This is a genomic window from Paenibacillus sp. FSL H7-689 (assembly GCF_000517905.1).
GTDB classification, from domain to species: domain Bacteria; phylum Bacillota; class Bacilli; order Paenibacillales; family Paenibacillaceae; genus Paenibacillus; species Paenibacillus amylolyticus.
The window spans coordinates 64,808-87,784 of record NZ_ASPU01000011.1; the positions used below are offsets into that span (position 1 = coordinate 64,808).

At 46.7% G+C, this 22,977-nt stretch carries 25 protein-coding genes; all 25 read right to left on the minus strand.

All coding sequences use genetic code 11. The features are described 5' to 3' along the window. Nucleotides 1–2: 2 nt before the first annotated feature. Nucleotides 3–542 carry a QcrA and Rieske domain-containing protein gene (locus tag C170_RS06760; RefSeq protein WP_036607648.1) on the minus strand — a complete coding sequence of 180 codons (540 nt, stop codon included), beginning with the start codon at nt 540–542 and terminating at the stop codon, nt 3–5. A 192-nt stretch (nt 543–734) separates the two neighbouring features. Continuing rightward, complete coding sequence (locus C170_RS06765) at nt 735–1,157, minus strand: DUF2487 family protein (RefSeq protein ID WP_036607650.1); 423 nt, start codon at nt 1,155–1,157, stop codon at nt 735–737. 153 nt (nt 1,158–1,310) lie between these two features. Then, the gene (locus tag C170_RS06770) at nt 1,311–1,490 is read right to left on the minus strand and encodes an IDEAL domain-containing protein (protein WP_017687723.1); all 180 of its coding nucleotides are present in this window, start codon (nt 1,488–1,490) and stop codon (nt 1,311–1,313) included. 23 nt (nt 1,491–1,513) lie between these two features. Continuing rightward, nucleotides 1,514–2,020, minus strand: a complete 507-nt coding sequence (locus C170_RS06775; protein ID WP_036607653.1) for a gamma carbonic anhydrase family protein — start codon at nt 2,018–2,020, stop codon at nt 1,514–1,516. A 44-nt stretch (nt 2,021–2,064) separates the two neighbouring features. After that, on the minus strand, nt 2,065–3,183 hold the full coding sequence (locus C170_RS06780) for a hypothetical protein (RefSeq protein ID WP_036607656.1): 1,119 nt from the start codon (nt 3,181–3,183) through the stop codon (nt 2,065–2,067). Nucleotides 3,184–3,417: 234 nt separating this feature from the next. Next, nucleotides 3,418–4,017, minus strand: coding sequence for a histidine phosphatase family protein (locus C170_RS06785; RefSeq protein ID WP_036607658.1), 600 nt, complete (start codon nt 4,015–4,017; stop codon nt 3,418–3,420). Nucleotides 4,018–4,060: 43 nt separating this feature from the next. After that, nucleotides 4,061–4,696, minus strand: a complete 636-nt coding sequence (locus C170_RS06790) for an anti-sigma factor family protein (RefSeq protein ID WP_036607660.1) — start codon at nt 4,694–4,696, stop codon at nt 4,061–4,063. Next, the gene (locus C170_RS06795; RefSeq protein ID WP_036607662.1) at nt 4,693–5,286 is read right to left on the minus strand and encodes an RNA polymerase sigma factor; all 594 of its coding nucleotides are present in this window, start codon (nt 5,284–5,286) and stop codon (nt 4,693–4,695) included. The genes C170_RS06790 and C170_RS06795 overlap by 4 nt, the downstream gene beginning before the upstream one ends. A 726-nt stretch (nt 5,287–6,012) precedes the next feature. Continuing rightward, nucleotides 6,013–7,107: a prephenate dehydrogenase gene (locus C170_RS06800; RefSeq protein WP_017687717.1), complete on the minus strand. Its 1,095-nt coding sequence runs from the start codon at nt 7,105–7,107 to the stop codon at nt 6,013–6,015. 26 nt (nt 7,108–7,133) lie between these two features. After that, complete coding sequence (gene hisC, locus C170_RS06805) at nt 7,134–8,234, minus strand: histidinol-phosphate transaminase (protein ID WP_036607664.1); 1,101 nt, start codon at nt 8,232–8,234, stop codon at nt 7,134–7,136. Between the two features lie 86 nt (nt 8,235–8,320). After that, nucleotides 8,321–9,127 carry a tryptophan synthase subunit alpha gene (trpA, locus tag C170_RS06810; protein ID WP_036607666.1) on the minus strand — a complete coding sequence of 269 codons (807 nt, stop codon included), beginning with the start codon at nt 9,125–9,127 and terminating at the stop codon, nt 8,321–8,323. After that, nucleotides 9,124–10,323 (minus strand): tryptophan synthase subunit beta, encoded by a 1,200-nt coding sequence (gene trpB / locus C170_RS06815; RefSeq protein WP_036607668.1) that lies wholly within the window; start codon nt 10,321–10,323, stop codon nt 9,124–9,126. Before trpB ends, trpA begins: the two co-directional genes overlap by 4 nt. Further along, nucleotides 10,320–11,021, minus strand: coding sequence for a phosphoribosylanthranilate isomerase (locus C170_RS06820; RefSeq protein ID WP_036607903.1), 702 nt, complete (start codon nt 11,019–11,021; stop codon nt 10,320–10,322). The genes trpB and C170_RS06820 overlap by 4 nt, the downstream gene beginning before the upstream one ends. Nucleotides 11,022–11,056: 35 nt before the next feature. After that, complete coding sequence (gene trpC / locus C170_RS06825; RefSeq protein ID WP_036607671.1) at nt 11,057–11,845, minus strand: indole-3-glycerol phosphate synthase TrpC; 789 nt, start codon at nt 11,843–11,845, stop codon at nt 11,057–11,059. Then, nucleotides 11,835–12,875 carry an anthranilate phosphoribosyltransferase gene (gene trpD, locus C170_RS06830; protein ID WP_091034830.1) on the minus strand — a complete coding sequence of 347 codons (1,041 nt, stop codon included), beginning with the start codon at nt 12,873–12,875 and terminating at the stop codon, nt 11,835–11,837. The genes trpC and trpD overlap by 11 nt, the downstream gene beginning before the upstream one ends. Before the next feature lie 68 nt (nt 12,876–12,943). Continuing rightward, nucleotides 12,944–14,512, minus strand: coding sequence for an anthranilate synthase component I (trpE, locus tag C170_RS06835; RefSeq protein ID WP_036607674.1), 1,569 nt, complete (start codon nt 14,510–14,512; stop codon nt 12,944–12,946). A 690-nt stretch (nt 14,513–15,202) separates the two neighbouring features. Beyond that, a complete protein-coding gene (aroH, locus tag C170_RS06840; protein WP_036607677.1) occupies nt 15,203–15,580 on the minus strand; it encodes a chorismate mutase in 378 nt (125 codons plus the stop codon). A 5-nt stretch (nt 15,581–15,585) separates the two neighbouring features. Beyond that, a complete protein-coding gene (gene aroB / locus C170_RS06845) occupies nt 15,586–16,680 on the minus strand; it encodes a 3-dehydroquinate synthase (RefSeq protein ID WP_036607679.1) in 1,095 nt (364 codons plus the stop codon). A 1-nt stretch (nt 16,681) separates the two neighbouring features. Next, nucleotides 16,682–17,851: a chorismate synthase gene (gene aroC, locus C170_RS06850; protein ID WP_036607682.1), complete on the minus strand. Its 1,170-nt coding sequence runs from the start codon at nt 17,849–17,851 to the stop codon at nt 16,682–16,684. Nucleotides 17,852–18,029: 178 nt separating this feature from the next. After that, nucleotides 18,030–18,824 carry a CheR family methyltransferase gene (locus tag C170_RS06855; RefSeq protein WP_036607684.1) on the minus strand — a complete coding sequence of 265 codons (795 nt, stop codon included), beginning with the start codon at nt 18,822–18,824 and terminating at the stop codon, nt 18,030–18,032. Between the two features lie 25 nt (nt 18,825–18,849). Beyond that, complete coding sequence (gene ndk, locus C170_RS06860; RefSeq protein ID WP_017687704.1) at nt 18,850–19,293, minus strand: nucleoside-diphosphate kinase; 444 nt, start codon at nt 19,291–19,293, stop codon at nt 18,850–18,852. 154 nt (nt 19,294–19,447) lie between these two features. Then, entirely contained in the window at nt 19,448–20,422 is a 975-nt protein-coding gene (locus tag C170_RS06865) for a polyprenyl synthetase family protein (RefSeq protein WP_017687703.1), read from the minus strand. Between the two features lie 343 nt (nt 20,423–20,765). After that, nucleotides 20,766–21,386: a UbiX family flavin prenyltransferase gene (locus tag C170_RS06870; RefSeq protein WP_036607686.1), complete on the minus strand. Its 621-nt coding sequence runs from the start codon at nt 21,384–21,386 to the stop codon at nt 20,766–20,768. Further along, on the minus strand, nt 21,387–22,253 hold the full coding sequence (locus tag C170_RS06875) for a UbiA-like polyprenyltransferase (protein WP_036607688.1): 867 nt from the start codon (nt 22,251–22,253) through the stop codon (nt 21,387–21,389). Next, a complete protein-coding gene (locus C170_RS06880; protein WP_036607690.1) occupies nt 22,246–22,974 on the minus strand; it encodes a demethylmenaquinone methyltransferase in 729 nt (242 codons plus the stop codon). The genes C170_RS06875 and C170_RS06880 overlap by 8 nt, the downstream gene beginning before the upstream one ends. Nucleotides 22,975–22,977: the final 3 nt, after the last annotated feature.

A 22,977-nucleotide genomic window follows, 5' to 3' on the forward strand; every position in this document is an offset into this window, starting at 1 on the left:
TCCTAATTCACTCGGGTGTTCGGAACAATGTCGCCCAGATATACCCAACCCTGCTCTTCCTTGACTACGTACTCATCCAGCGGTTTGGGGGCTACGGCAAGATTCTTCCCTTCCTTGTCATAGTGCGCGCCATGGCAGGGGCAATGATACTCGTCAGGGTATTGCTTGTCACTATTCCAGCCTACTGTACATCCCAGATGTTTACAGATAGGTGAGAGTGCATAAATTTTACCCTGCTCGTCTTTGCGAATCCACGCCACTAACGATGCATTACTCAGATACCAACCATCCTGTTGTTTAAGTTCAAAGGTGAATTCTTGAGGCTCATTCGTAATTTTGCTGATTTCAGCTACTTTGACAGAGGTGCCTTCTCCCTTATGTTGCAAAATCGGGTCCACCGCAAAACGGACCATAGGAAGGATTGCACCGGCGGCCATGTAGGCTGTAGCTCCACCAAGCGTGTACGTCAAAAACTGCCTGCGTGACATCTCCATGCGGCTTGGCAATTTCAATGAAGCTTCGTGGTCATGCTCACTGCTCATACTGTCTCCAACCCCCTTTTTCAGCCAACTCTCTCAAACGTTTTCATTTTCATAAATTCCACGACTTACTAGAACATACATAATCATATAGTAGCCCTAGAACACCGTCAAGAATTTGTCACACATTTTTAAGGTTCAATTGTAAGCGTTATTAAAAAAATGTTGTAAAATTGTCACATTTGTCGCTAAAAACTATTTTTTCCACAACTCTCGTATCTTTTCCCCTATAAATCTCGCAATCCCTTCTTCTCCGACCTCATGAGTTAAGACGGACCGACTCAAAACCAGATCAGCAGCTGGAATTTCCACGCCGTCCAAATGACCATCTGATGACATAATAACCACATATTTGAATCCTGAGGATTTAAGCTGTTCGGACAAGGAATTTAATGTCATTGACAATTCCGAATTAGCATAATGAAAGGCTGGATAAGTCATGATTCTCCCTTTGAAAGGAATTTCGACCAGATCCAGAAAATCTCTCAGCCGCTCCAACGCCTCGGTAGCTTCAACTGGCGACTGCTCACCGCTAAGAGCTGTGTATGGAATAAGGCATGTATCCAGATAGAGTTGCAGTTCAGCCCAGCTGTCTTGAGTCATCTCACTGAATTTCAATTCCCTATATCCCCTCTCTATCCATTTTATTCCCATATTATATATGACTATATCTTATAAATCCAGACATTCATTTCGGAATTACACATATCAAAAAAAGGAAACACGCATCTGCGCATTCCCTTTTATCTCAGAAAGGAACTATTTTGCTAATCAGTTTATGGTCCTCAGTTCATCCGTCAGACTCCGGAAAGCTACTTCGTCTCCGGTAGCTAACGCTTTATCGATTTCCAAATAGAGCTTCTCGCTGCGCTGTTTGCGAAGCGCTTCGTCCCAAACCATCTCAGCTGCCAGCCCCAACATGACTTCATACGTAACTTTCATTTTATCCAATAGGATGCACCTCCAAAACGGATTTAAGAGCTCCTATATTCTTTTCCTTTGGTAACATAACCCAGTGAAGTTCTGGACATCCGCTCCAGATCGGCATCAGTCAGCTCACGTATCACTTTGGCAGGTGTCCCCAAAGCAAGAGTATAGGGCGGAATTTTACTATTCTCAGTAACAACAGAACCGGCTCCAATCAGCGTATATTCGCCAATATCGGCTCCATTCAGCAGAATGGCTCCCATGCCGATTAATGATCCTGTTCCAATACAACAACCATGAATGATCGCTGTATGTCCTACTGAGACATCATCTCCCACAATCAAAGGTTGATCAGTATTGACATGCCCGACAACATTATCTTGAATATTACAGCGCTTTCCAATGATAATAGGAGCCAAATCAGCCCGAAGGACTGCATTGAACCAGACGGAAGACTCTTCTCCCATTCTCAAATCACCGATCAGTTTTGCACCTTCAGCCATATATACCGAAGGATGTAACTGAGGTTGTAGACCTTTGTATGGAATTATCATTATTATCACTCCTTAATTTGGGAGTGATTTTAGCAACTTGTCCTTCACTTGTCAAACATAATAGGCGTAATGTCTCCTGAGATGGAGCGACAGGATGCAGCAAGACGTGTGCCCCAGGCTGTCATTTGTATAGTCCTGCCTTCCTCATGTTCCCCAATACGGACCATGCCAAGATGCAACATCATTTTAACAATTCTGTTATCATAAATGGCCTCGGCCGTATCATAGTAAAACGGCTGAATGAACGGACCGATCTGACGAAACAGCGACTCGGCGGTTGACCATTCTTGGGCACATTCGCCTGTCCAATACACAATAGAGGACAGATTGGGAATAGCACCTTTATACAATCTTAACCAAAACCTAAATAGCTGTATCATTTCGGCTGTTTTCTCAGCTCCCAGCTTGTCTTCTCCAGCTGGTGATAACTTCAGCGTGCCTTGCTCCTCACGAACCAGCCGATGGTGAAATGCATAGTCGTAGAGAAGTGCGAAACGATCCGGGTAATCCTTGAAGGAACGGCCATATCCGAATCTCCATCCACCTTTGCCCACCAATTCCTCACTAATGTGCAGATGCTCCATAATCTGCTGTTGAGAGCGACGGTACATCATGCCTTCAGCGTTAAGGGCAATTTCGTGCTGCTGGACAAACTGCAGAAACAACTTGAGATCATCCGCTAAGAGATGATACTCATCCCGATACATGGGTGGCTCCGTTGTTTTGGTAATCCCTGCTCGCAGATGTGTGGATAACACATCCCTGAATCTTAATTTCAGATCCTGGGGTACCTGATACAAATATCTGGTCTGCTGCGTTGTCCCATTGAACAACCATCCACTCTTATTGAAGCGAACGATGAGATCACGTGGACTCGCGCCAGCCTCACTCTCCTTTTTGTCCATCGATTGACGGGCTATGGCAATGAGTTCTTCCATACCATAATACTGGCGAGGATCAAACAACAAGTTGTTCAAAAAGCGCTGATCTGCTTGATTCAGTTGACGTACCTGCTGCTCAAAAAAGGGTCTGCTGCCCAATGTAGTGAGAATACTCTGGATGAGTTCATGTTTGGAATTGGGCTTGCATTCACATTGGTAATAGTCTGCTATTCGATTAAGCTGGCCAATATCGGCAAAAGTAAGCATATCCGCTAGATTCATGGGTCCATCGCCTCGCCCGTTAACTACTTCGACTACTGATTCAGAGCCTGAAATAGTTTGGTTTTGTAAACATCGTTGACGGAATTCCCATAATCTAAACCTCTTTTTGGAAATCTTTTATGTTTTAAACCATACTATGCCCCGAGTTGGTCAATCAGAAGAAAAATGAGAGGTTTGAAATCATATACAGTCTTTATTTCCCCATAAAACGCAAAAAAAACAACCCAAGTTGGATTACTCAGGTTGTTTCGCTGTGTCCAAAGACAGATGTCGTGTGCAATTATATAACAGTGGACTCCAGTCATCACGTTCCTTTTCCAGGATCGTCAGTGACAGGTTTCCAATCCGTTCTGTATACCGATCTTTAAACAAAGCTGTTAAAAGGTTGGCTAAGAAAGCTCCGTGAGTGACAATGAGTACGTTTTGGTCAGAATAGGCAGACCATAGATCTTCCAGAAACGCCAGTGCACGAATCTGGATATCCGCTATCTGCTCCTGTCCCAAGTCCAATGTCTCCCAGGCTTGGCCCCAACGGGCAACCCGTTCTTCTGAAGTCAGACCTTCAATCTGACCAAAAGCCCTTTCTTTCAACCGTGCGTCCGGCTCAAGCAAAGGTACATTCAACAGCTTGGAGATAATCTCCCCTGTTTCCTGTGCCCGCGATAATCCACTTGTGATGATATAGTCCCATTGGTATTCTTCCGTCAGCAGACGTCTTCCCAGGCGCTCTGCCTGTTCACGACCTTCTCCATTCAGAGGAATATCCGTCTGACCCTGTATACGGCCCGCCGCATTCCAGTCTGTAAGACCGTGACGAATAAGTCCGATTCGCACTTACATCCCTCATTTCTCCACACGGCGAACGAAAGGTTATTACCTATGCACTCGCACCTTGTTTGCGTTTATTCGTTGTTCGATGCATACGTCCAAGAGAAAATAACGCCATTCCTATTGCAAGTAAAGAGAGGGCCATCCAATACTGCGGATAAGCAGGTCCCATGCTCACAACAAAAGGTTCTATGATACTTCCTCTGTCCGCTCCAGTCATGTTGTACTGATACATGCCAGAGGACGATGGTCCGCTTCCGGCAACCCCTGTCTCCAGGATACCCGTAGTAACAACTTTGGTTTGCTCAGCTTCTGATACGTCTGGCTTAAACATTGCCATATACAGAAAGCTGCATAAAAAAATAGCCAGGAACGCGGCAATCCACAAAGACATATGCTTGCGGATCACAGCAGAGAAACGATTAACCTTTACCTCTTCCGGCAGTAACCATGGAGACTCCGCGTAGATCCGGTCCATAACGTTACGGTTCACTCTCTCTGCTTGTTGTTCTGTCACTGGAACCGGAATGCTGTGCAGCAAGATCTGAGCTTCTTCCCAGACCTCAAACTGCTCGGAGCACTCTTCACAACCAGCGAGATGAGCATGAAATGCAATCCGCTGAGGATGAGTTTCCGGCAAGTCCCAGACCAGTGCAAACAGTTCCTGGGCTTCATTGCAATTCATCGGTTCTTCATCCCTTCATATGGCTCGTACACCGGTTCGAAGAAATAAGGTTCCAATTGAGTTTTTACGCTTGATCTTGCTCTGAATAATAGCGATTTCACAGAACTGACGCTCTGCCCAAGAATATTCGCAATCTCTTGGTAGTCTAGTTGATCATACTCACGGAGTATAATCGCAGAACGCTGCTTCTCCGGCAAATTGTTAATCGCATCCCTAACCAGCATCACCCGCTCGCTGCGTAGTACAGCATACTCCGGTGTATTCTCCGAAGGAGCAACGGGAACAATCCCGCTCTCTTCAAGTGGGACATTTCCGCTGCGCTGTTTGCGAAGCTCACTCAGTACCGTATTTCTCGCAATGGTATATAACCAGGTTGAGAATGAGGCATCCACCTCACGGAAAGAGTGCAGACTGCGGAACGCCTTATAGAAAGTCTCAGAACAGAGATCTTCCGCAAGCAGCTCCATATTGGAACTTTTCAACATATGATATACGAAAGCCAGTATTTTACGCTGATAACGACTCATCAGCTCGGAATATAACTCCAGGTTACCTTCCTTGATCTCTCGAATCAACTGGGAATCCGTCATTTGAGTGCGACCCCTCCTCGCCCATCCATGTGCTTCTCCCCGTTCGACTCTATCCATGTATTACCGAACAGGCACAAAAAAGTTGCGGTTCTCACCGCATATAAAAAGCGTTCAGCGCCATAACTGGCCTTCCCGCCAAATTCCCCTATGTAATGGCAATTTCCCCAACGTTTCTACATTAACAGTATTTATTGTACAACGGTCTGCATCATCCTGGCAAATCCATTGGTATCCACAGAACCCGACCTGTCATTCATATGCAGTCATTTTCACGTTCATGACTTCATTTTGAGCCTTTTTGGTAACTCTTGCTTATATAGACGGACGACATACCGAAAAGGTTACAAAAATGTGATATTTATTTGATCTAAGGTATCCTAACAGATTAAGGAGGGAGATGTAAATAGAGGATATAAGTTCAAGTGTAACTATTAACATATCAATGCCTTCCCCATAACTTTTTTAGACAAAAAAAAGACCGCTTACATAAGCGGCCATTGCTCACGTGGAGCAATACAGTTATTGGATAGGAGTGGAGAGAAACCATACTGTACCCTTATTATATGTATACGTTTTCATTTTGTCAACACTTTCAGTAAAATTGTTTGAATTAATTATATCTTTCGGTAAATTAGGATAAAACATCCTTTTTTTCTGTGACTGAAAATCAAATAACAACTCCAATATAACCTCACAAAAAAGAGGGCTTTCGCCCTCTTTCTCGTCTTATATCCATACTTGATAACCTAAGGAATCCAATAACGTCTTGGCTCGTTCCATATCTTCTTCCTGACGGAAAGACAGACGCATAATGCCCGGCACATCAACCCGGTTTTCGATAATCTCCAAGTTGCTCAAGTTGATGTCATTCGCCCCAAGCTCAGTTGCGATCTTACCGATCATACCCGGTGCATCCTGTACATCAGTATACAGATCAAATAACGGCGAAATCATGCCTTTGCGTCGTTCTGGTAATATACTGCGGAACTCGCGGGCCTGACGGAATGCCTCCTCTATACCTTCACCGTTCTTATGCTCCAGCATATCCGTAAAGGCCGTCATCTGACTATTCCAGTCCTTAAGCAAGCCCAGCAGTACATCACGGTTGCTAAGCAAGATATCTCTCCACACAATCGCATCACTGGACGCAATCCGGGTAATATCCCGGAAACCACCTGCAGCCAGCATTTTATACAGTGGATTCGACTCATTATATTCACGCACCTGATTCACAAGCGCAACAGCAATAACATGTGGCAGATGACTAATCGCCCCCACGATGTCATCGTGCAGCAGAGGCTCCACACGCACGATCTGTGCCCGCGTATACGCAAGCAGTTCAGACAGCCTGCTGTAGGCTTCCTCAGGTACATGTTCTGAAGGGGTTAAGACATAGTATGCATTCTCAAACAACACGGCTGAGGCCGCATCTACGCCTGCACGCTCCGACCCTGCCATAGGATGACCACCAATGAAATAAGCGTCAGTCAACCGCACATGCTCGGCACAAGCGGCAATGGAAGCCTTGGTGCTTCCTACGTCCGTGATGATACATCCTTTTTTCAATGGTAGCTTGGAGAGTTTCTCGAAATAGGATTCTAACAAACCTACAGGAACGCACAAAAAAATAAAGTCGGCATCCTCTACCGCTTCTTCCAGAGAGAGCGTAGCATCATCCACTACACCGCTCGCTATGTACTTGTCCTTCAGTTCATCCAAGTGGGCGTAGCCCATCACGGTTACATCTGGCTTGCCTTTGAAGCAGAGCGCCAGTGAACCGCCGATGAGTCCTACACCAATCATTGCAATTTTTAGTTTCATGGGTCCTCACTCTTTCATCGCCAGTATTAAGGGCGTGCTACCGCCTTCTCAGCCAGCGTGTTCTCCAGTGCCGTGACAAATGCACGGTTCTGTTCTGATGTTCCGACGGACACACGAATGTAAGTTGGGTATACGTGGAATCCTGAGCGAACGATAATGCCTTGTTTGAGCAAGGATTGGAACGCAATTGCTGAAGGCATATTCAGATCAACCATAATGAAATTACCCTGTGAAGGGAAATACGACAATCCGAGCCGTGTAAATTCATTTTGCAGGTAATCCCGATCCGTTGCATTCCGCTTCGAGCACTCTTGAACAAAATCCTGATCCAGTAGTGCAGCGGTTGCCGCAACCTGTCCAAAACGGGAGGTGTTAAACGGTTCACGTACACGGTTAATCAAATCAATAATTTCGGGACGTGCAATACCATATCCGATCCGAAGCGAAGCCAAACCGTAAATTTTGGAGAATGTCCGCAGGATGACCAAATTCGGATACCGTTCGATCAATGGTATACTTTGCGGGTATGCTTCATCGGTTACGAATTCATAATAAGCTTCGTCCAGTATGACCATCACATGAGCAGGCACACGGTCCATAAAGGCTGTAAGTTCCTGCTCGGAGATAATCGTACCTGTTGGATTATTTGGATTACACACCCATACTGCTTTGGTTTTGTCGTTAATTTGCGCGAGCATCGCGCTCAGATCATGCGTGCCATCTTTCAGAGGCACTTCGATGGACACGGCACCCTCAATATCTGCATTGCTTTTATATACAGAAAATGTCTGATCTGCCATGATGGTCTCGTCACCCGGCAAGAAGAAAGCTCTCGTGATCAAAGCAATAATCTCATCGGAACCACAACCAAATATTAAGTTGTTCCGTTCAACGCCAAGATGCTTGGCAAGAACTCCCGTCAGCTCAACCGAGCTACCGTCTGGGTATATGCTTATATTCGTCATTTCTCTCGTAATGGCTTCCAGGGCGGCAGGAGAACTGCCGTACGGGTTTTCGTTGGAGGCCAGCTTGATGACTTGTTCAAGCCCCAGTTCACGTTTCACTTCTTCAATCGGTTTGCCCGGCTGGTACACAGGCAGATTGACAATCTGGGATTTCGGTTTCAACCCGACCGCCTCCTGTTATTGAAATAATGTTAGACACGAATCAGCGTGCACCTTACGTGTCCAAAAGATGTCCTTTCAGGACATCTCTATCCCTTTAATTGTGCCACAAAGTTACCAATTTGCAACAGTCCCGCTGCACGCGTATCCGGATTTTCAAGCAGAGGAATCGCATCTTCCACCTGACGAACAATGGCACTACCTACAACAACGCCATCGCAGATGCGGGAGAAATGTGCCACCTGCTCATGACTGGAGATACCAAAACCCACCGCTACAGGGAGGTCTGTCAGACTTTTCACCGTCTCAATGAAGCTCTCTACGCCATCAAAGAAAGAAGCTCTCTCTCCGGTTACCCCAAGGGAAGATACACAATAGATAAAGCCACTCGCTCCCGTTACAATCCGCTCAATCCGGGCATTAGAGGTAGGTGCAACAAGCGGCACCAGATGCACACCAGCACGATTTGCGCGTTCTCGCATCTCTTCCGCTTCCTCAATTGGCAGGTCCGGAATGATCATGCCACTAATATCGTGTTTGACCAATTCATCAAAGAATACATCCAGGCCTGTCTGCAATACCGGATTATAATAGGTGAACAGTACAAACGGCAGTTTCACACCTGCCTTACGAGCTTTTGCAGCGGTTTCCATCACAGTACGAATGGTAATCTGGCTCTTCAGCGCACGTTCGGAAGCGCGCTGAATGACAGGGCCATCTGCAAGCGGATCGGAATAGGGAACACCCAGTTCCAAAATGTCCGCTCCAGCCTGTTCAAGCTCCTTGATGATATCAATCGTTGTATCCAAATCCGGGTCTCCCACGGTTAAAAATGGAATAAGTGCCGTGCGATTCTGTTCCTTCAATTGCTGGAAGGTCTGGTCCATCAGATTCATCCCAAGTCACCTCCCGTGTATTTCATGATCGATTCAACATCCTTGTCTCCACGTCCCGACAGACAAATGACTACAATATCATCTACTGTAAGTTCAGGCGCCAGTTTGACAACTTGAGCTACCGCATGTGCAGACTCCAGAGCAGGAATGATTCCTTCCGTCCGACATAGGAGTTGCAGGGCATCCAGTGCTTCCTGATCCGTGATCGGTACATATTTTGCCCGTTCAATATCCTTGAGATAGGAATGCTCCGGACCAACACCCGGATAATCAAGTCCGGCCGAGATGGAATGCGCTGGCTGAACCTGTCCATACTCATCCTGCAACAGGTAACTCATAGATCCCTGGAATACACCATGCGTACCTTTGGTCATCGTCGCAGCGTGATACTTGGTTTCGACCCCTTTGCCTGCGGCTTCAACACCAACAAGTTTCACATCCTGATCACCGATAAATGGATAGAACATACCGATCGCATTACTTCCTCCACCAACAGCGGCTACAATTACATCCGGCAAACGCCCTTCGATCTCCTGAATCTGACGACGGGTCTCATCACCAATCACACGTTGGAAATTCCGCACCATCATCGGATATGGATGAGGACCAACCACTGATCCGAGCACATAGAACGTATCCTCTACATTGCTGACCCAGTAGCGAAGTGCTTCATTACCAGCATCCTTCAGTGTCCGTGTTCCGGACGTCACCGGAATTACTTCTGCTCCGAGCAGCTTCATCCGAAATACGTTTAACTGCTGACGCTCTGTATCTTCTTCGCCCATAAATACTTTGCATTCCAGTCCAAGCAATGCGGCTACGGTTGCGGTCGCAACGCCATGTTGACCTGCACCCGTTTCGGCAATAACTTTCTTTTTGCCCATCCGTTTGGCAAGCAAACCTTGTCCAATGGCGTTGTTAATTTTGTGCGCGCCTGTATGATTGAGATCTTCACGTTTCAGATAAATTTTCGGTCCGCCCAATCGGCGTGACAATTGCTCTGCATGATACAATGGCGTTTCACGTCCAGAATACTCGCTTAGCAGATAGTTCAGTTCCTTGTTAAATTCCTCATCTTCAGAGAAGTGGCTGTATGCCTCCTCCAACTCAATAAGTGCGTTCATTAGTGTCTCAGGTACAAAGCGGCCTCCGAAGTGACCGAAACGCCCGTGTTGATCCGGTAATTGATGTGTCATGCCTGCTTCACCCTTTCTACGAATGCTGTAATTTTGGCAATATCCTTCACACCTTCAGTCTCCACGCCGCTGGATACATCGACGCCGAAAGGTGTATATGTCTGTATTAGTTGTTGTACATTGTCCGGCTGCAAACCTCCTGCAACGAACAGAGCAATTTCGCGACTTTTTGCCCATTCAGCATAGGCAGGGATTCGCTCCCAGGCAAACGTTTTCCCGGAGCCCCCTCCATATAGAGGATCATGGGTATCAAGCAATATCGCATCCACGTATTTATCATAAGTATCAAGAGCCCTTATGGCTGCATCATCAGCTTCCGGTCCCGTTTCATCTTTGGGAAAAGAAAAAACTTTGAACACTGCGGCATTCCACCGCTGCTTCACCTGCTGGCAAAATTCCGCAGTCTCCTGTCCATGCAGTTGAATAACATCCAGCTGAGCAATGTCCATAATGTGTTCCAGTTCTTCGAGCGTAGGATTCACAAATACACCCGCAAGCTTCGGCCGATCATAGGTAGACCATTCGAACAACACCGTTCTTAATGCAGCAGCCTGCTCGGGTTCGATTCGGCGGCGTGATTTGGCAAAAACAACACCAATGTAATCCACAGGCAAGTTTATCATCGATTTTAGCACTTCAACGTCCTGAAGTCCACATATTTTTACGGCCGCTGGCAGCGGGTTTCTCAGTTCTGACATACTGTCGCCTGTGCCATCGTGTAAGGAAGTATTCATCATTTGGGTCCCATCAGATCATATACAGCCGCCTCGACATCATCCTTGCGCATGAGATGCTCACCTACGAGAATACCATGAACACCGGCCTGGATCAGAGGTACTGTTGATTCTGGTCCGTCAATACCACTTTCGCTAATCAAGGTAACGCCACTTGGAATCAATTCCATCAAATCCAGTGTCGTGTTCAGGCTGGTTTCGAATGTTTTCAAATTACGATTGTTGATGCCCACAAGTGTTGCCTGCGGAATCTCCAATACCTGCTCCAGTTCTGTTCGATCATGGACTTCAATCAAGGCATCCAGCCCCAAACTTTTGGCAAATTCCAGATATTGACGAATCTGTTCAGGTGTCAGAATACTGGCAATCAGCAATACCGCGTCCGCACCCAGCAATCTTGCCTCGGCAATCTGTCGTTCATCTATAATAAAATCCTTGCGCAATAGCGGAATGTTCACTGCTTGATGGATAGCCTGCAAGTACTCGTTGCTGCCTTGAAAATACGACACATCTGTTAATACGGAGATGCAGTCTGCACCCGCTCGCTCATAAGCAGCAGCAATCTCTACCGGATGAAAATCCGGACGAATTAACCCTTTGGATGGCGAAGCTTTTTTCACTTCAGCAATAAGGCCAAGTTTGCGATTGCGTCCGCTTGATAATGCTTTTTCAAACCCTCGAGTTGCGGGTAGTTGTTCGATTTTTTGGATAGCTTCATCCATGTTAAATGTTTGTGCAAGAACTTCAACTTCTTTATGTTTGGTTGCAACGATTCGATCAAGATACATGACTATACGCCTCCGTTGTATGAATTAACTGTTCAAGCTTCCCGGCAGCTTTGCCCGAATCTACCGCTTCTGCGGCAAGTGTCACCCCTTCAGCAATGCTATCTGCAAGACCGGATACATAGATGCACGCTCCGGCATTCAACAGAACGACATCACGATAGGCACTCTGCTCACCCTGGAAGATCCTCTTAATAATTTCGGCATTCTGTGCCGCATCTCCTCCAAGTACCGCTTCGAGCGGATGTAGAGACAAACCCATATCACGTGGATCAATATCATAGGTGTGCACTTCACCATTGCGAAGTTCAGATACCTGAGTTGGTGCCGAGATACTGATTTCATCCAGACCATCATGGCTGGCCACAACCAACGCTCTTTTGAGACCAAGACGATTCAGTACTTCAGCAATCATCGGCGTCCGGGAACGATCATACAGGCCAAGCAGTTGGCGATCTGCTCCCGCAGGATTCGTTAACGGTCCGAGCATATTGAAAATGGTACGAACCCCCAGCTCTTTTCTTGGTCCTGCTGCATGTCGCATGGAAGGGTGATATACCTGGGCAAAACAGAAGCAGATTCCGATATCATCCAGACATTGTCTGGCCTGCTCACCGTTGAGATGGATATTTACACCGAGTGCCTCTAATACATCTGCACTACCCGCTTTGCCTGAAGCTGAACGGTTGCCATGTTTGGCGACCCGAACCGAGACGGCCGAAGCAATGATCGCGGATGCTGTGGAAATGTTGAATTTGTGAATACCCGATCCACCTGTTCCACAAGTGTCCAGCAAGCCGCTGCCATCCGTTAGAATTCGTCCGCCCTGACCACGCATGGCTTCAGCAAAACCGGTGATCTCATCTACCGTTTCACCCTTCATCCGTAGCGCCATCAGCAAACCTCCGATTTGAGCCGGCGTTGCCTCACCTCTCATGATCGAGTACATCAAATCTCTTGCTTCGGCTTGCTCCAGATGGCTGCCCTCTAGAATCTTCGCCAGGCCATTTTTCATGCCTTCCTCACGAGTAATCTCAGCAATAGGGGTTACAGGGTTCTCATTCATTATTGGGTTTATGTTCATCTCCGGTCTCTCCTCTCTCAGTTCTTAGCGGCCGCTGGTGTGACAAAGTAGTCTGCATTCGCCAGTCTCAACGTGCTGTCCTTTTCTTTGGCAGGAAACATTGCTTCTGCTGTTCGAATCGCCTTGAGCAATGCTTTAGCTTTGTTAACCGTTTCCTCATATTCATTCTCAGGCACAGAATCCCATACGATTCCCGCTCCGGCCTGTACATATGCTTTTCCTTTTTTAAAAATAATCGTACGAATCGTAATACAGGAGTCCATGTTACCCGAGAAACCAAGGTATCCGATGGCTCCTGCATAAGCACCCCGTGCCTCTTTCTCCAGTTCCGCGATAATCTCCATTGCACGCAGTTTCGGTGCTCCGGATACGGTACCCGCTGGCAAGCATGAGAGAAACGCATCGAAGAAATCCTTATCTTCTCTAAGCTCGCCCGTAACGTTGGATACCATGTGCATAACGTGAGAATACCGTTCAATCTCCATGAACATGTCACACTTCACACTGCCGAAGCTGGATACCCGGCCCAGATCGTTACGACCCAGATCAACCAGCATCAGATGCTCCGCGCGTTCCTTCTCATCCTGGAGCAGATCAGCAGCGAGTGCACGATCTTCCGCTTCTGTTGCCCCCCTTGGACGTGTACCTGCAATCGGTCGTGTCTCCACACGATTCCCGTCCACCTTGACCAGCGCTTCTGGCGAAGTACCCACGATAATCTCATCATCCATTTTGAGGTAGTACATATAAGGTGATGGATTCAGGGTCCGAAGCACACGATACACGTGAAGCGGAGAAACTTCCGTATCAATGTGGAAACGCTGAGATAATACCACTTGAAAAATATCACCTGCGCGAATGTAATCTTTGGCTTGCTCTACATTACCGATAAATTGCTCCTTCGTGAGGTTGGAGCGAATATCCCCCAGTTCCACGTCTCCCGGAATGGAACGCGGATTCAGGTTCTCCCCTGGTCCTTGCTGTTGCAAACGTTCTGCCGCCTGCTCCAGCTTCTCCGAAGTCACTGCATACGCTTGACGTATCTCGTCATCCGTTGCACCGTCCTTGACGTGTACATTACCAACGAGCAGCATCTGCTGCTTCACATGGTCAAACACGATAATCTGGTCACAGAACATAAAGCGAATGTCATCCATATTCAGGTCATCCAGCGCGTGAGCTGGAAGTTTCTCATAATAGGACAGCAGGTCATATCCGAAGAAACCAATTGCCCCACCTGTGAATGGTGGCAGTTCATCATCTTTTGGACTGCGGTACTTACGCAGCAGTGCTTTCAGTTCTTCGATCGGTTTACCTGGCAATTCACGAGTCTTCCCTGCTTCTTCTACAACAATACGGCCCTTCTTGGCCGAAATCATCAGGAACGGATCTGTACCGATGAACGAGTATCTCGCCCATTGGATACCGCCCTCTACACTTTCCAACAGGAATGCCCGGTCGTTGTCAGCATAACGGCGGAATATTCGAATCGGAGTCTCCATATCTGCCAGAATCCGTTTGACTACCGGAATCAGATTATACTCATTCGACATTTTCAGTACTTGATTAACGTTTGGCGTTATCATCAGATCACGTCCTTTCAGATTTAGGTAAGTTCAACTAAAGAGGTTTACACTGAGCACTCCGATGACAGAACAACCTTCCGATCGCTGTTATCCCCAGATTTTTTGATTTCTTTTCTAAAGGGAAAATCCGGTGATAAATGCGAACGCTCCGCTTCTTCACGTTATTTCTGTCCTCTGCGTTTTTGTGTAAAAGTTTAGTTGAACTTATAGGGGTAGAAGAAACAATTCAATGTACAAAAAAACCTCTACCATCAGGTAGAGGTTTGGTTATAAGCTGTATTTAACAGGGTGATGCTTCATAAATAACAAGTCCCTATACTTCGCTGTCGGATTATTCACAGGTCGCTGAATTGATGCATCTCACATCATCCAATTCGGGAAAATATATCAGTTATAACACTCCAACTACTCATTCCAATATTTTGTAAATATAGGAGAGTGCAATGATTGTGTTTGTACCAAAATATATCAAAACAAAAGATGTCCTATGACACGTTTGTTTTCCCTGTTCCTGTTAGCTATTCCGTAGCACGACGTACCGTGAATCAGTTGACCGGTTTCTGTTGCCCCGGTTACCACCCACTGGACTCTGCTATATACTCCACTAGCTCAGCTGCTCTCAGCTCAATCTCTACTCTACTCAACTGGTTCTCACTATACATCATTATGATCGGTTTGACAACCCACTACTTAAGAACCAGAAGGTGTTGCCAAATCCGGACGTAATGCCTGTGCACCGTTCAGATACACATGGTTGATTTCATTCTGAGCTTTGTTTGTATTCACATGCACCATGAAACGAATGCACTGCGCCAAGGCACCTTTAACAGGAACCTCCAGTGCACACATCAGTGGTACGAGTTCCCAGCCATCCAGTTGACGAATAGCTTTTGCCGGGAAAGCAGCATCCAGATCACCAGTTAACGTAATCCACACACTGCAGATATCTTCCGGTTGGATCTCATTGCGATCCACGATCTCCTGCAACAATACAGCCGTTTCCTTCAAAATCTGTTCTTCGTTGTTCTGCGTGACTGTTGTAGCCCCGCGAATTCCCCGTGTGACCATTGCTGTTATTCTCCCTTCCTGAGCATTTCAATGACGTCCCGAACTGCCGACACAGGTACGTCCTTCACAATTCTTGCAGCCCCAATCCGATCAGGAATGATAAACACCATATGACCTTCACGGAACTTTTTGTCATGCATCATCGCTTCCATTAATGCATCCGTGTCGAGATGCGCAGGCATCGTTGTTGGAAGGCGAAGTGAACGCAACATGCGGACCGTATCTTCATAGAGCCCTGCTGGCGCACCAAGCTTCTCACCAAGCAATGCTGATCCAGCCATACCGATCGAGATCGCTTCTCCGTGCAGAAATTCTCCATAACCGGCGATCGCTTCAATGGCATGACCAATCGTATGTCCCAGGTTCAACAACGCACGTTCTCCATTTTCACGTTCGTCTCTGGATACAATCTCCGCCTTAATGCCACATCCACGTTCCAAGCCGTATCCAAGTGCTTCCGGATTAAGCGCAAGCAGTTCTTCCGCATGTTCCTCACACCAATGTGCAAAAGCCTCATCACGGATCAGCCCGTGCTTCAGCATCTCTGACAACCCTGCCGATACATCTCGTGGCGGCAAGGATTGAAGTGTGTCCACATCATAGAGCACTAGCTCGGGCTGGTGGAATGCACCAATCATATTTTTGGCCAGCGGATGATTGACAGCCACCTTGCCGCCTACACTGCTGTCATGCGCCAAAATCGTTGTAGGCACTTGAACAAACTTGATTCCACGCATATATGTAGCGGCAACAAAACCAGCCAGATCACCTACGACACCACCACCTAAGGCCAGAATCGCAGAACTCCGATCCAGTTTGCCTTCGATCGCAACGGTCATCATATCCTGGTACACCGAAAGGGATTTCGATGTTTCACCAGAGGGTACAACCGCCGATACGACTGTATAACCAGCCGTACGCAGCGTTTGCTCCAAACCTGACAAGTATTTGGGAGCCACATTTTCATCTGTAATGATGAGTAACGGACTTTTTTTGGTCAACCCATATTGCTCAAAATATTGAGGGGCTTGTGCCAATAGACCGCTGCCAATCAGAATCGGATATGAGCGTTCCTCCAACTGTACCGTCAGCTGACGCATATTAGTAATTCTCCAGTTGAGCATTATAACTAGCAACATTAGCACGGATCTCTTCCATGGAATCCCCGCCGAATTTCTCCAGGAATGCTTTGGCAATTTCCCACGCTACAACATGCTCCATAACCACACTCGCTGCTGGTACAGCACAAGCGTCCGAGCGCTCAACCTGAGCCGTAAATGCTTCTTTTGTATCAATATCGACACTTTGCAGTGGCTTATACAACGTTGGGATCGGCTTCATCACACCACGTACAACGACTGGCATACCGTTTGTCATACCACCTTCGAATCCACCCAGACGGTTGGTTGCCCGGTGGTAGCCGCGCTCATCCGTATGCATGATCTCATCATGCACCTGTGATCCTCGAATGACTCCGGCTTCGAATCCGATACCAATCTCTACACCTTTGAATGCATTAATGGACATTACGCCTTGAGCGATTCGTGCATCCAGTTTGCGATCGTATTGAACATAACTACCAAGACCAATAGGTACACCTTCAACGATACATTCCACTATTCCTCCGATGGAATCGCCTTCTTGTTTAATCTGGTCAATGTAGGCTTCCATCTTCTTCTCTGTCTCAGCATCCGTAACACGTACAGAGGAAGCTTCTGTCACTGCGATCAGTTCATCAATCGGAAGGTCCTGATACGGAGCTTCGATCTCTCCAATACGAAGTACACGTCCAGCTACCTTGATTCCGAATTCAGCCAGGAATTGACGTGCAATGGCACCACATGCCACACGTACCGTTGTCTCACGTGCACTGGAGCGCTCCAGTACGTTACGCAAGTCTTTATGATTATACTTGAGTCCACCGTTCAGATCAGCGTGTCCGGGACGAGGGCGATGAACGCGACGTTTCTCTTCGTCACTGCCTTCAATCGGCTCAATATTCATAATATTCTGCCAATGTTTCCAGTCGTTATTTTGAACAACCAGCGCTACCGGAGCACCTGTTGTATATCCGTGACGGATACCACCAACAAAATTCGCCTGATCCTTCTCGATCTGCATCCGGCGTCCACGGCCATATCCCTTTTGGCGGCGGTGAAGCTGGAAATTCAGTTCTTCAAAATCAATCGTCAAATTACTTGGCAATCCTTCAATAATAGCGGTCAATTGGGGTCCGTGCGTCTCCCCTGCGGTTAAATAGCGTAAACTCATAATACGTTCCCCCTTTAAACTGTTAAACTTCACATTGCTAAAATCCCATAATTTCTTTGCTTATTATAGTATAGCTGACCGGCTTTGACAAGAAAGTCGGCGCTTTCTTGTACTTGGTATACAAATAACCGCCTGAACACATGTACATGTGCTTCAGACGGCTGAACAACCATTATCATTATTTTTTCCGATAGAAGAATGTCTCTGCTGTCTCCAGACCATATTGTCCCGGGGAGAAGATCTGCTCCGTACTACCCACAAACAAAATACCGCCTGGACGCAAACTTGCTGCAAATTTGTGATACAACAGGTTTTTGGCTTCCTCGGTAAAATAGATCATGACATTTCGGCACACAATCAGATCGTACCCATCGTCAAAACGGTCCACCAGCAAATTTTGTTTCATGAACTTGATCGAATTTTTGAGTTGCTCATCAATACGGTATACCAAGCCATCCTGCTTGAAGTAACGGTTCGCCGTTTCCTTTGGCACATCCTTAAGCGAGCGTTCCATATAACGCCCTTCCTTGGCTTTGGCCAATGCACCTTCATCCAGATCACTTGCCGTAATGGAGCTGTCCTTCAAAATGCCCATCGTGTCCAGAATCATGGCAAGTGTATAAGGTTCTTCACCTGTTGAACAGGCCGCACTCCAAACTTTAGCACGACGCTTGGACCCCAGCAGCTCAGGCAGGATCTCGTCCCGCAGCACTTCCCAACGATTGGGATTACGCCAGAATTCCGACACGTTAATCGTCATACGATCAAGGAACTCGTAGAACAATGTTTTATCTTTCTGCATAGCTTCAAAAAAGTTAGAAAATGTATGAAACCCGTTTTTGTTGCGAAGTGTGGTCAGCCTTCTTTTCATCTGGCCTTCCTTGTATTGAGCAAGATCAATGCCTGTGCTCTCTTTGATTTTACGAATGAATCCGGTGTAATCCGGGTCTAGTAGTTGTTCTTGCTCCAGCATCGTGTATCACCCTTTTGGCTAATAATTACAACCAGGCTGCGATGCTCTTGTCGTATACCACCAGTTCATCTGAAGCAAAGAAATTTGCTGCTTCACGGGAAGCACTTTCCGGCGAATCTGCCCCATGAATCAGATTATGTGGTGTGTGGCTGGCGAAGTCTCCGCGAATGGTACCTGGAGCTGCTTCCTTCACATTGGTTTTTCCGATGACGATGCGCGCAAGCGCCACAATATCGTCGCCTTCCCACACCATGGCAAATACAGGCCCCGATGTGATAAAACGAACCAGATCATCGAAAAATGGTTTACCCTCATGTTCAGCATAATGGCGTTTTGCCTGATCCTCAGACATCTGCACCAATTTGCCTGCCACCAACTTAAATCCTTTGTCTTCCAGACGGCTAATAATTCGACCGATCAATCCACGCTGCACACCATCCGGCTTCACCATCAAAAATGTACGATCCATCAGCTCACTCCTCACTCACGGTTCAAAGTTAATCACTATGTAAACGCAATCCCTCTGATTGTAACATACATGTCCAAATCCTCCCAATGAGGAATCTCACAGTTCTGTTCATCTTTGGGTATGAGTAATCTGAGAGTCGAAGGTCATACATTGTTTAATGTGTACGTTTAACCACAAAATGAGCGATATCACGCAGGTTTTTGGTCGTCTTGATGTTAGGTAGCTGATCGAGAGCATCGAGCGCTTTCTTCATATATCGGTCAGCAAGGGCTTCAGCTTTAGCAATTCCTTGACTTTGTCGAATCATTCCAATTGCATCCGATGCACTTGCCCGTCCTTCTTCATGCTGGACACGGGAAATCTCCTTAAGCAAAGGTTCCCGCAGATCGGATTCTTCCAAGGCATAAAGTACAGGAAGAGTGATATTTCCTTGCTTCATGTCACTGCCAGGTGGCTTGCCAAGTTGTTTCTCAGTACCTACCAGATCAAGTACATCATCTTGAATCTGGAAAGCCATCCCCACATTGTATCCGTACGTATACAGCAGGGAAGATACATGCTCAGGCGCACGTGTAGCCAATGCCCCTAACTGACAACTAACTGCAATCAGAAGTGCTGTTTTGCGGCGAATCCGCAGCAGATAGTTACGAACACTTTGTCCCGTATTGAAAAAGTCGCGAATTTGCTCCATCTCACCAATGGACATCTGTACCATAGCTTTGGCAAGGATACGATGAATCGCTGGATCGGATAATCCGGCAGTCATTTCAAGTGCCTTACCGTAGATATAGTCTCCAGTGTACATGGCAATCCGGTTATCCCATTTTGACTTCACCGTGGGTTTGCCTCGGCGTGTCTCCGCATTATCAATGACATCATCATGAACGAGGGATGCCGAATGGATGAGTTCCAGCGGAACCGCAACCAGCTTCAGACGTTCAATGTCGTATGTACCAAATTTCCCACCAAGTAACACAAAAACGGGCCGCAACCGTTTTCCTCCTGCTTTGAGCAAATGAAGTGACGTTTCACTCAGCAGCTTCTGTTCTCCTCGAACACTGCGATACAATTCTTTCTCAATGTAATCCATGTCCTTTTTTAACAACCCGAAAATATCCAATAGTTTCATTCGTTCACCCGTATCAGCGTATTGTCAGTCCATAAATTCATGCTTACCTTCCCCTCCAGCAAGTCGGGCCTGCAGGCATTACGAAAAACCCGGCTTACCGTTCTTGCTTGTGTTGTTCTATAAGGTAATCTAACGTGTTTTTCTTCTCCGAATGTCATAGCCGACACCCGAAAATTAAACTCTGCGACTTGTTCTGAAACAAAATACAGAAGTTGCCGGAGCATGGGTCAAGACTGTGGTTCATGAAGACTCACCATCAGTGCTCACCAATACCCCGGGATTCGGGGGACAAATAAACCGAGCAACACTTTGGCAAAAAACAGCCTTGTATCGAACTCAGTCGTTATCCCCGTTCATCCGGTTCTCCCCATCTTGTAAACAGTTGATGTGGGATGCGCAAGCTATCCAGCACTTTCCCCACCAAAAACAGAATCAACTCATCCATAGTCTGAGGTTTGTAATAAAAAGCAGGCATAGCCGGTATCATTCGTACACCAAGACGAGAAAGCTTCAGCATGTTCTCCAGATGGATTGCATGAAGAGGCGTCTCACGCGGTACGAGGATCAATGTTCTTCCCTCTTTCATCATAACATCGGCTGCGCGAGACATCAGATTATCCGAAGATCCCTGCGCGATGGACGAAAGAGTTCCCATCGAACATGGCATGATAATCATGCCGTCGGCCAGATAAGAACCACTTGCAATGGAGGCCCCTATATCACTCACAGGATGATAGATCAGAGAACCGGCACGGTTGCCGAATTTGTCTTCCAGCACCGCGTCCCGATTCGTCACATCCCAGTCCAATTCTTCTTTCAGTACACGCCACCCTGCATTGGATATGACCAGATGAACGTTATATTCCAAATCAAGCAGCGTTTCAATTAATCGAATGCCATATATGCTGCCACTCGCTCCGGTAATTCCGACAACCAGTCGTTTATTGTCCGGCTGCTGCACCATTTATTTCACCGCCAGATCAATCAGAGTGAACGTAAATACAATTAAACTAAGCAAACTGTTCATGGTAAAAAACGCCGTTTGAACACGGCTCATATCATTAGGCGATACAATATAGTGTTGATAGAACAGAATTCCATACGTCACCAACATGCCTGCGCCATACCACCAACTCAGATCTGTCATCAACAATAACGCAAGAAAACCAATTGCAGTAATCACATGGAAGAACTTGGCGATCTGCAAGGATTTAACCAGGCCAAAACGGGAAGGTATGGAGTGAAGACCCTCTCCCTGATCAAATTCCAGATCCTGACATGCATAGATAATATCAAAGCCCGCTGTCCAGAACACAATCGTAACGTACAGCACAATCGCTGTCCAATCCATCGTTCCTGTTACAGCTACCCAGCCACCAAGTGGTGCCAAACCAATCGTCATTCCGAGAACAATGTGGCATAACCATGTGAATCGTTTGGTGTACGAATACAGTACCAACATAAACACAGCAATAGGTAACAGCTGCATCGATAATACATTAAGATTGGATGAGGCCCAGAATAACAATATAAATGAGATAATGACAAATATAACAACTTCCCCATTTTTCAACAGTCCTGCCGGGATGGCTCTCATCGCGGTACGCGGGTTTTTGCTATCAATCGCTTGGTCAATAATTCGGTTCAAACCAAAAGCCGCACTACGTGCACCGATCATCGCAAGCAATACCCACATGATCTGCATCCAGCTTGGGAAGGTATCATTCACTACCATGGAGCCGAGGATCGCCCCCATAAATGCAAAAGGTAAAGCAAAAAGCGTGTGTTCAATCTTGATCATTTCTAAAAAGATGCGAATTTTCCTAAACATGCTGATTCTCCTTGGTTCCAATATGCAGTGCCGCGATACCTCCGGTCAGAGGGTAGGCCTGCACTTGTTGTAATCCAGTTTCTGCAAAAATGTCTGCCAGTTCCTGCCTTCCCGGGAAAATGGCCAGTGAGTCCGGCAGCCATTTGTACTGCTCAAAACTTTTAGCAAACACTTTGGCAAGATTCGGTAAAACCTTCTCAAAATAAAAATAATAAATGCCTTTGAACGGCTGCCATGTTGGCTTGGACAATTCCAGGCACACAACCATACCACCCGGTTTGACCACACGTTTCATTTCAGACAACACTTGTCTGAGATCAGGTACATTACGCAACCCAAACCCGATCGTCACATAATCAAACGAATTGTCTTCAAAAGGAAGTGACATGGCATTTCCCTGTGTCAGGGTAATCTGTTTTTGACGTTGCACCGCATTGATCTTTGTCTGGCCGACCTCCAGCATGTTGCTACTGAAATCAAGTCCGTGCATGTGCCCCGTTTCACTTGCCTCTGCCATAGCAAGCGTCCAGTCACATGTGCCGCAGCACAAATCAAGACCGGTATCGCCTTTGGACATATTCATCTTTTTCATGGTGAATTTACGCCAAGCCTTGTGCCTCCGGAAACTTAGGATATCATTCATGACATCATATTTTCCGGCTATACTCTGAAAAACCGAATGGACATATTCTTCTTTCGGTTTGGTCTCTCCGCTCCCCATTCG

Excerpts from the sequence above, each read along its gene's own strand:
- C170_RS06760 (WP_036607648.1), bottom strand. The coding sequence starts at position 542 with ATGAGCAGTGAGCATGACCACGAAGCTTCATTGAAATTGCCAAGCCGC.
- C170_RS06775 (WP_036607653.1), bottom strand. The coding sequence starts at position 2,020 with ATGATAATTCCATACAAAGGTCTACAACCTCAGTTACATCCTTCGGTA.
- C170_RS06780 (WP_036607656.1), bottom strand. The coding sequence starts at position 3,183 with ATGAATCTAGCGGATATGCTTACTTTTGCCGATATTGGCCAGCTTAAT.
- C170_RS06790 (WP_036607660.1), bottom strand. The coding sequence starts at position 4,696 with ATGAATTGCAATGAAGCCCAGGAACTGTTTGCACTGGTCTGGGACTTG.
- C170_RS06795 (WP_036607662.1), bottom strand. The coding sequence starts at position 5,286 with ATGACGGATTCCCAGTTGATTCGAGAGATCAAGGAAGGTAACCTGGAG.
- C170_RS06800 (WP_017687717.1), bottom strand. The coding sequence starts at position 7,107 with ATGAAACTAAAAATTGCAATGATTGGTGTAGGACTCATCGGCGGTTCA.
- trpA (WP_036607666.1), bottom strand. The coding sequence starts at position 9,127 with ATGAATCTGATGGACCAGACCTTCCAGCAATTGAAGGAACAGAATCGC.
- trpB (WP_036607668.1), bottom strand. The coding sequence starts at position 10,323 with ATGACACATCAATTACCGGATCAACACGGGCGTTTCGGTCACTTCGGA.
- C170_RS06820 (WP_036607903.1), bottom strand. The coding sequence starts at position 11,021 with ATGTCAGAACTGAGAAACCCGCTGCCAGCGGCCGTAAAAATATGTGGA.
- trpC (WP_036607671.1), bottom strand. The coding sequence starts at position 11,845 with ATGTATCTTGATCGAATCGTTGCAACCAAACATAAAGAAGTTGAAGTT.
- trpE (WP_036607674.1), bottom strand. The coding sequence starts at position 14,512 with ATGATAACGCCAAACGTTAATCAAGTACTGAAAATGTCGAATGAGTAT.
- aroH (WP_036607677.1), bottom strand. The coding sequence starts at position 15,580 with ATGGTCACACGGGGAATTCGCGGGGCTACAACAGTCACGCAGAACAAC.
- aroB (WP_036607679.1), bottom strand. The coding sequence starts at position 16,680 with ATGCGTCAGCTGACGGTACAGTTGGAGGAACGCTCATATCCGATTCTG.
- aroC (WP_036607682.1), bottom strand. The coding sequence starts at position 17,851 with ATGAGTTTACGCTATTTAACCGCAGGGGAGACGCACGGACCCCAATTG.
- C170_RS06855 (WP_036607684.1), bottom strand. The coding sequence starts at position 18,824 with ATGCTGGAGCAAGAACAACTACTAGACCCGGATTACACCGGATTCATT.
- ndk (WP_017687704.1), bottom strand. The coding sequence starts at position 19,293 with ATGGATCGTACATTTTTGATGGTGAAGCCGGATGGTGTGCAGCGTGGA.
- C170_RS06865 (WP_017687703.1), bottom strand. The coding sequence starts at position 20,422 with ATGAAACTATTGGATATTTTCGGGTTGTTAAAAAAGGACATGGATTAC.
- C170_RS06870 (WP_036607686.1), bottom strand. The coding sequence starts at position 21,386 with ATGGTGCAGCAGCCGGACAATAAACGACTGGTTGTCGGAATTACCGGA.
- C170_RS06875 (WP_036607688.1), bottom strand. The coding sequence starts at position 22,253 with ATGTTTAGGAAAATTCGCATCTTTTTAGAAATGATCAAGATTGAACAC.
- C170_RS06880 (WP_036607690.1), bottom strand. The coding sequence starts at position 22,974 with ATGGGGAGCGGAGAGACCAAACCGAAAGAAGAATATGTCCATTCGGTT.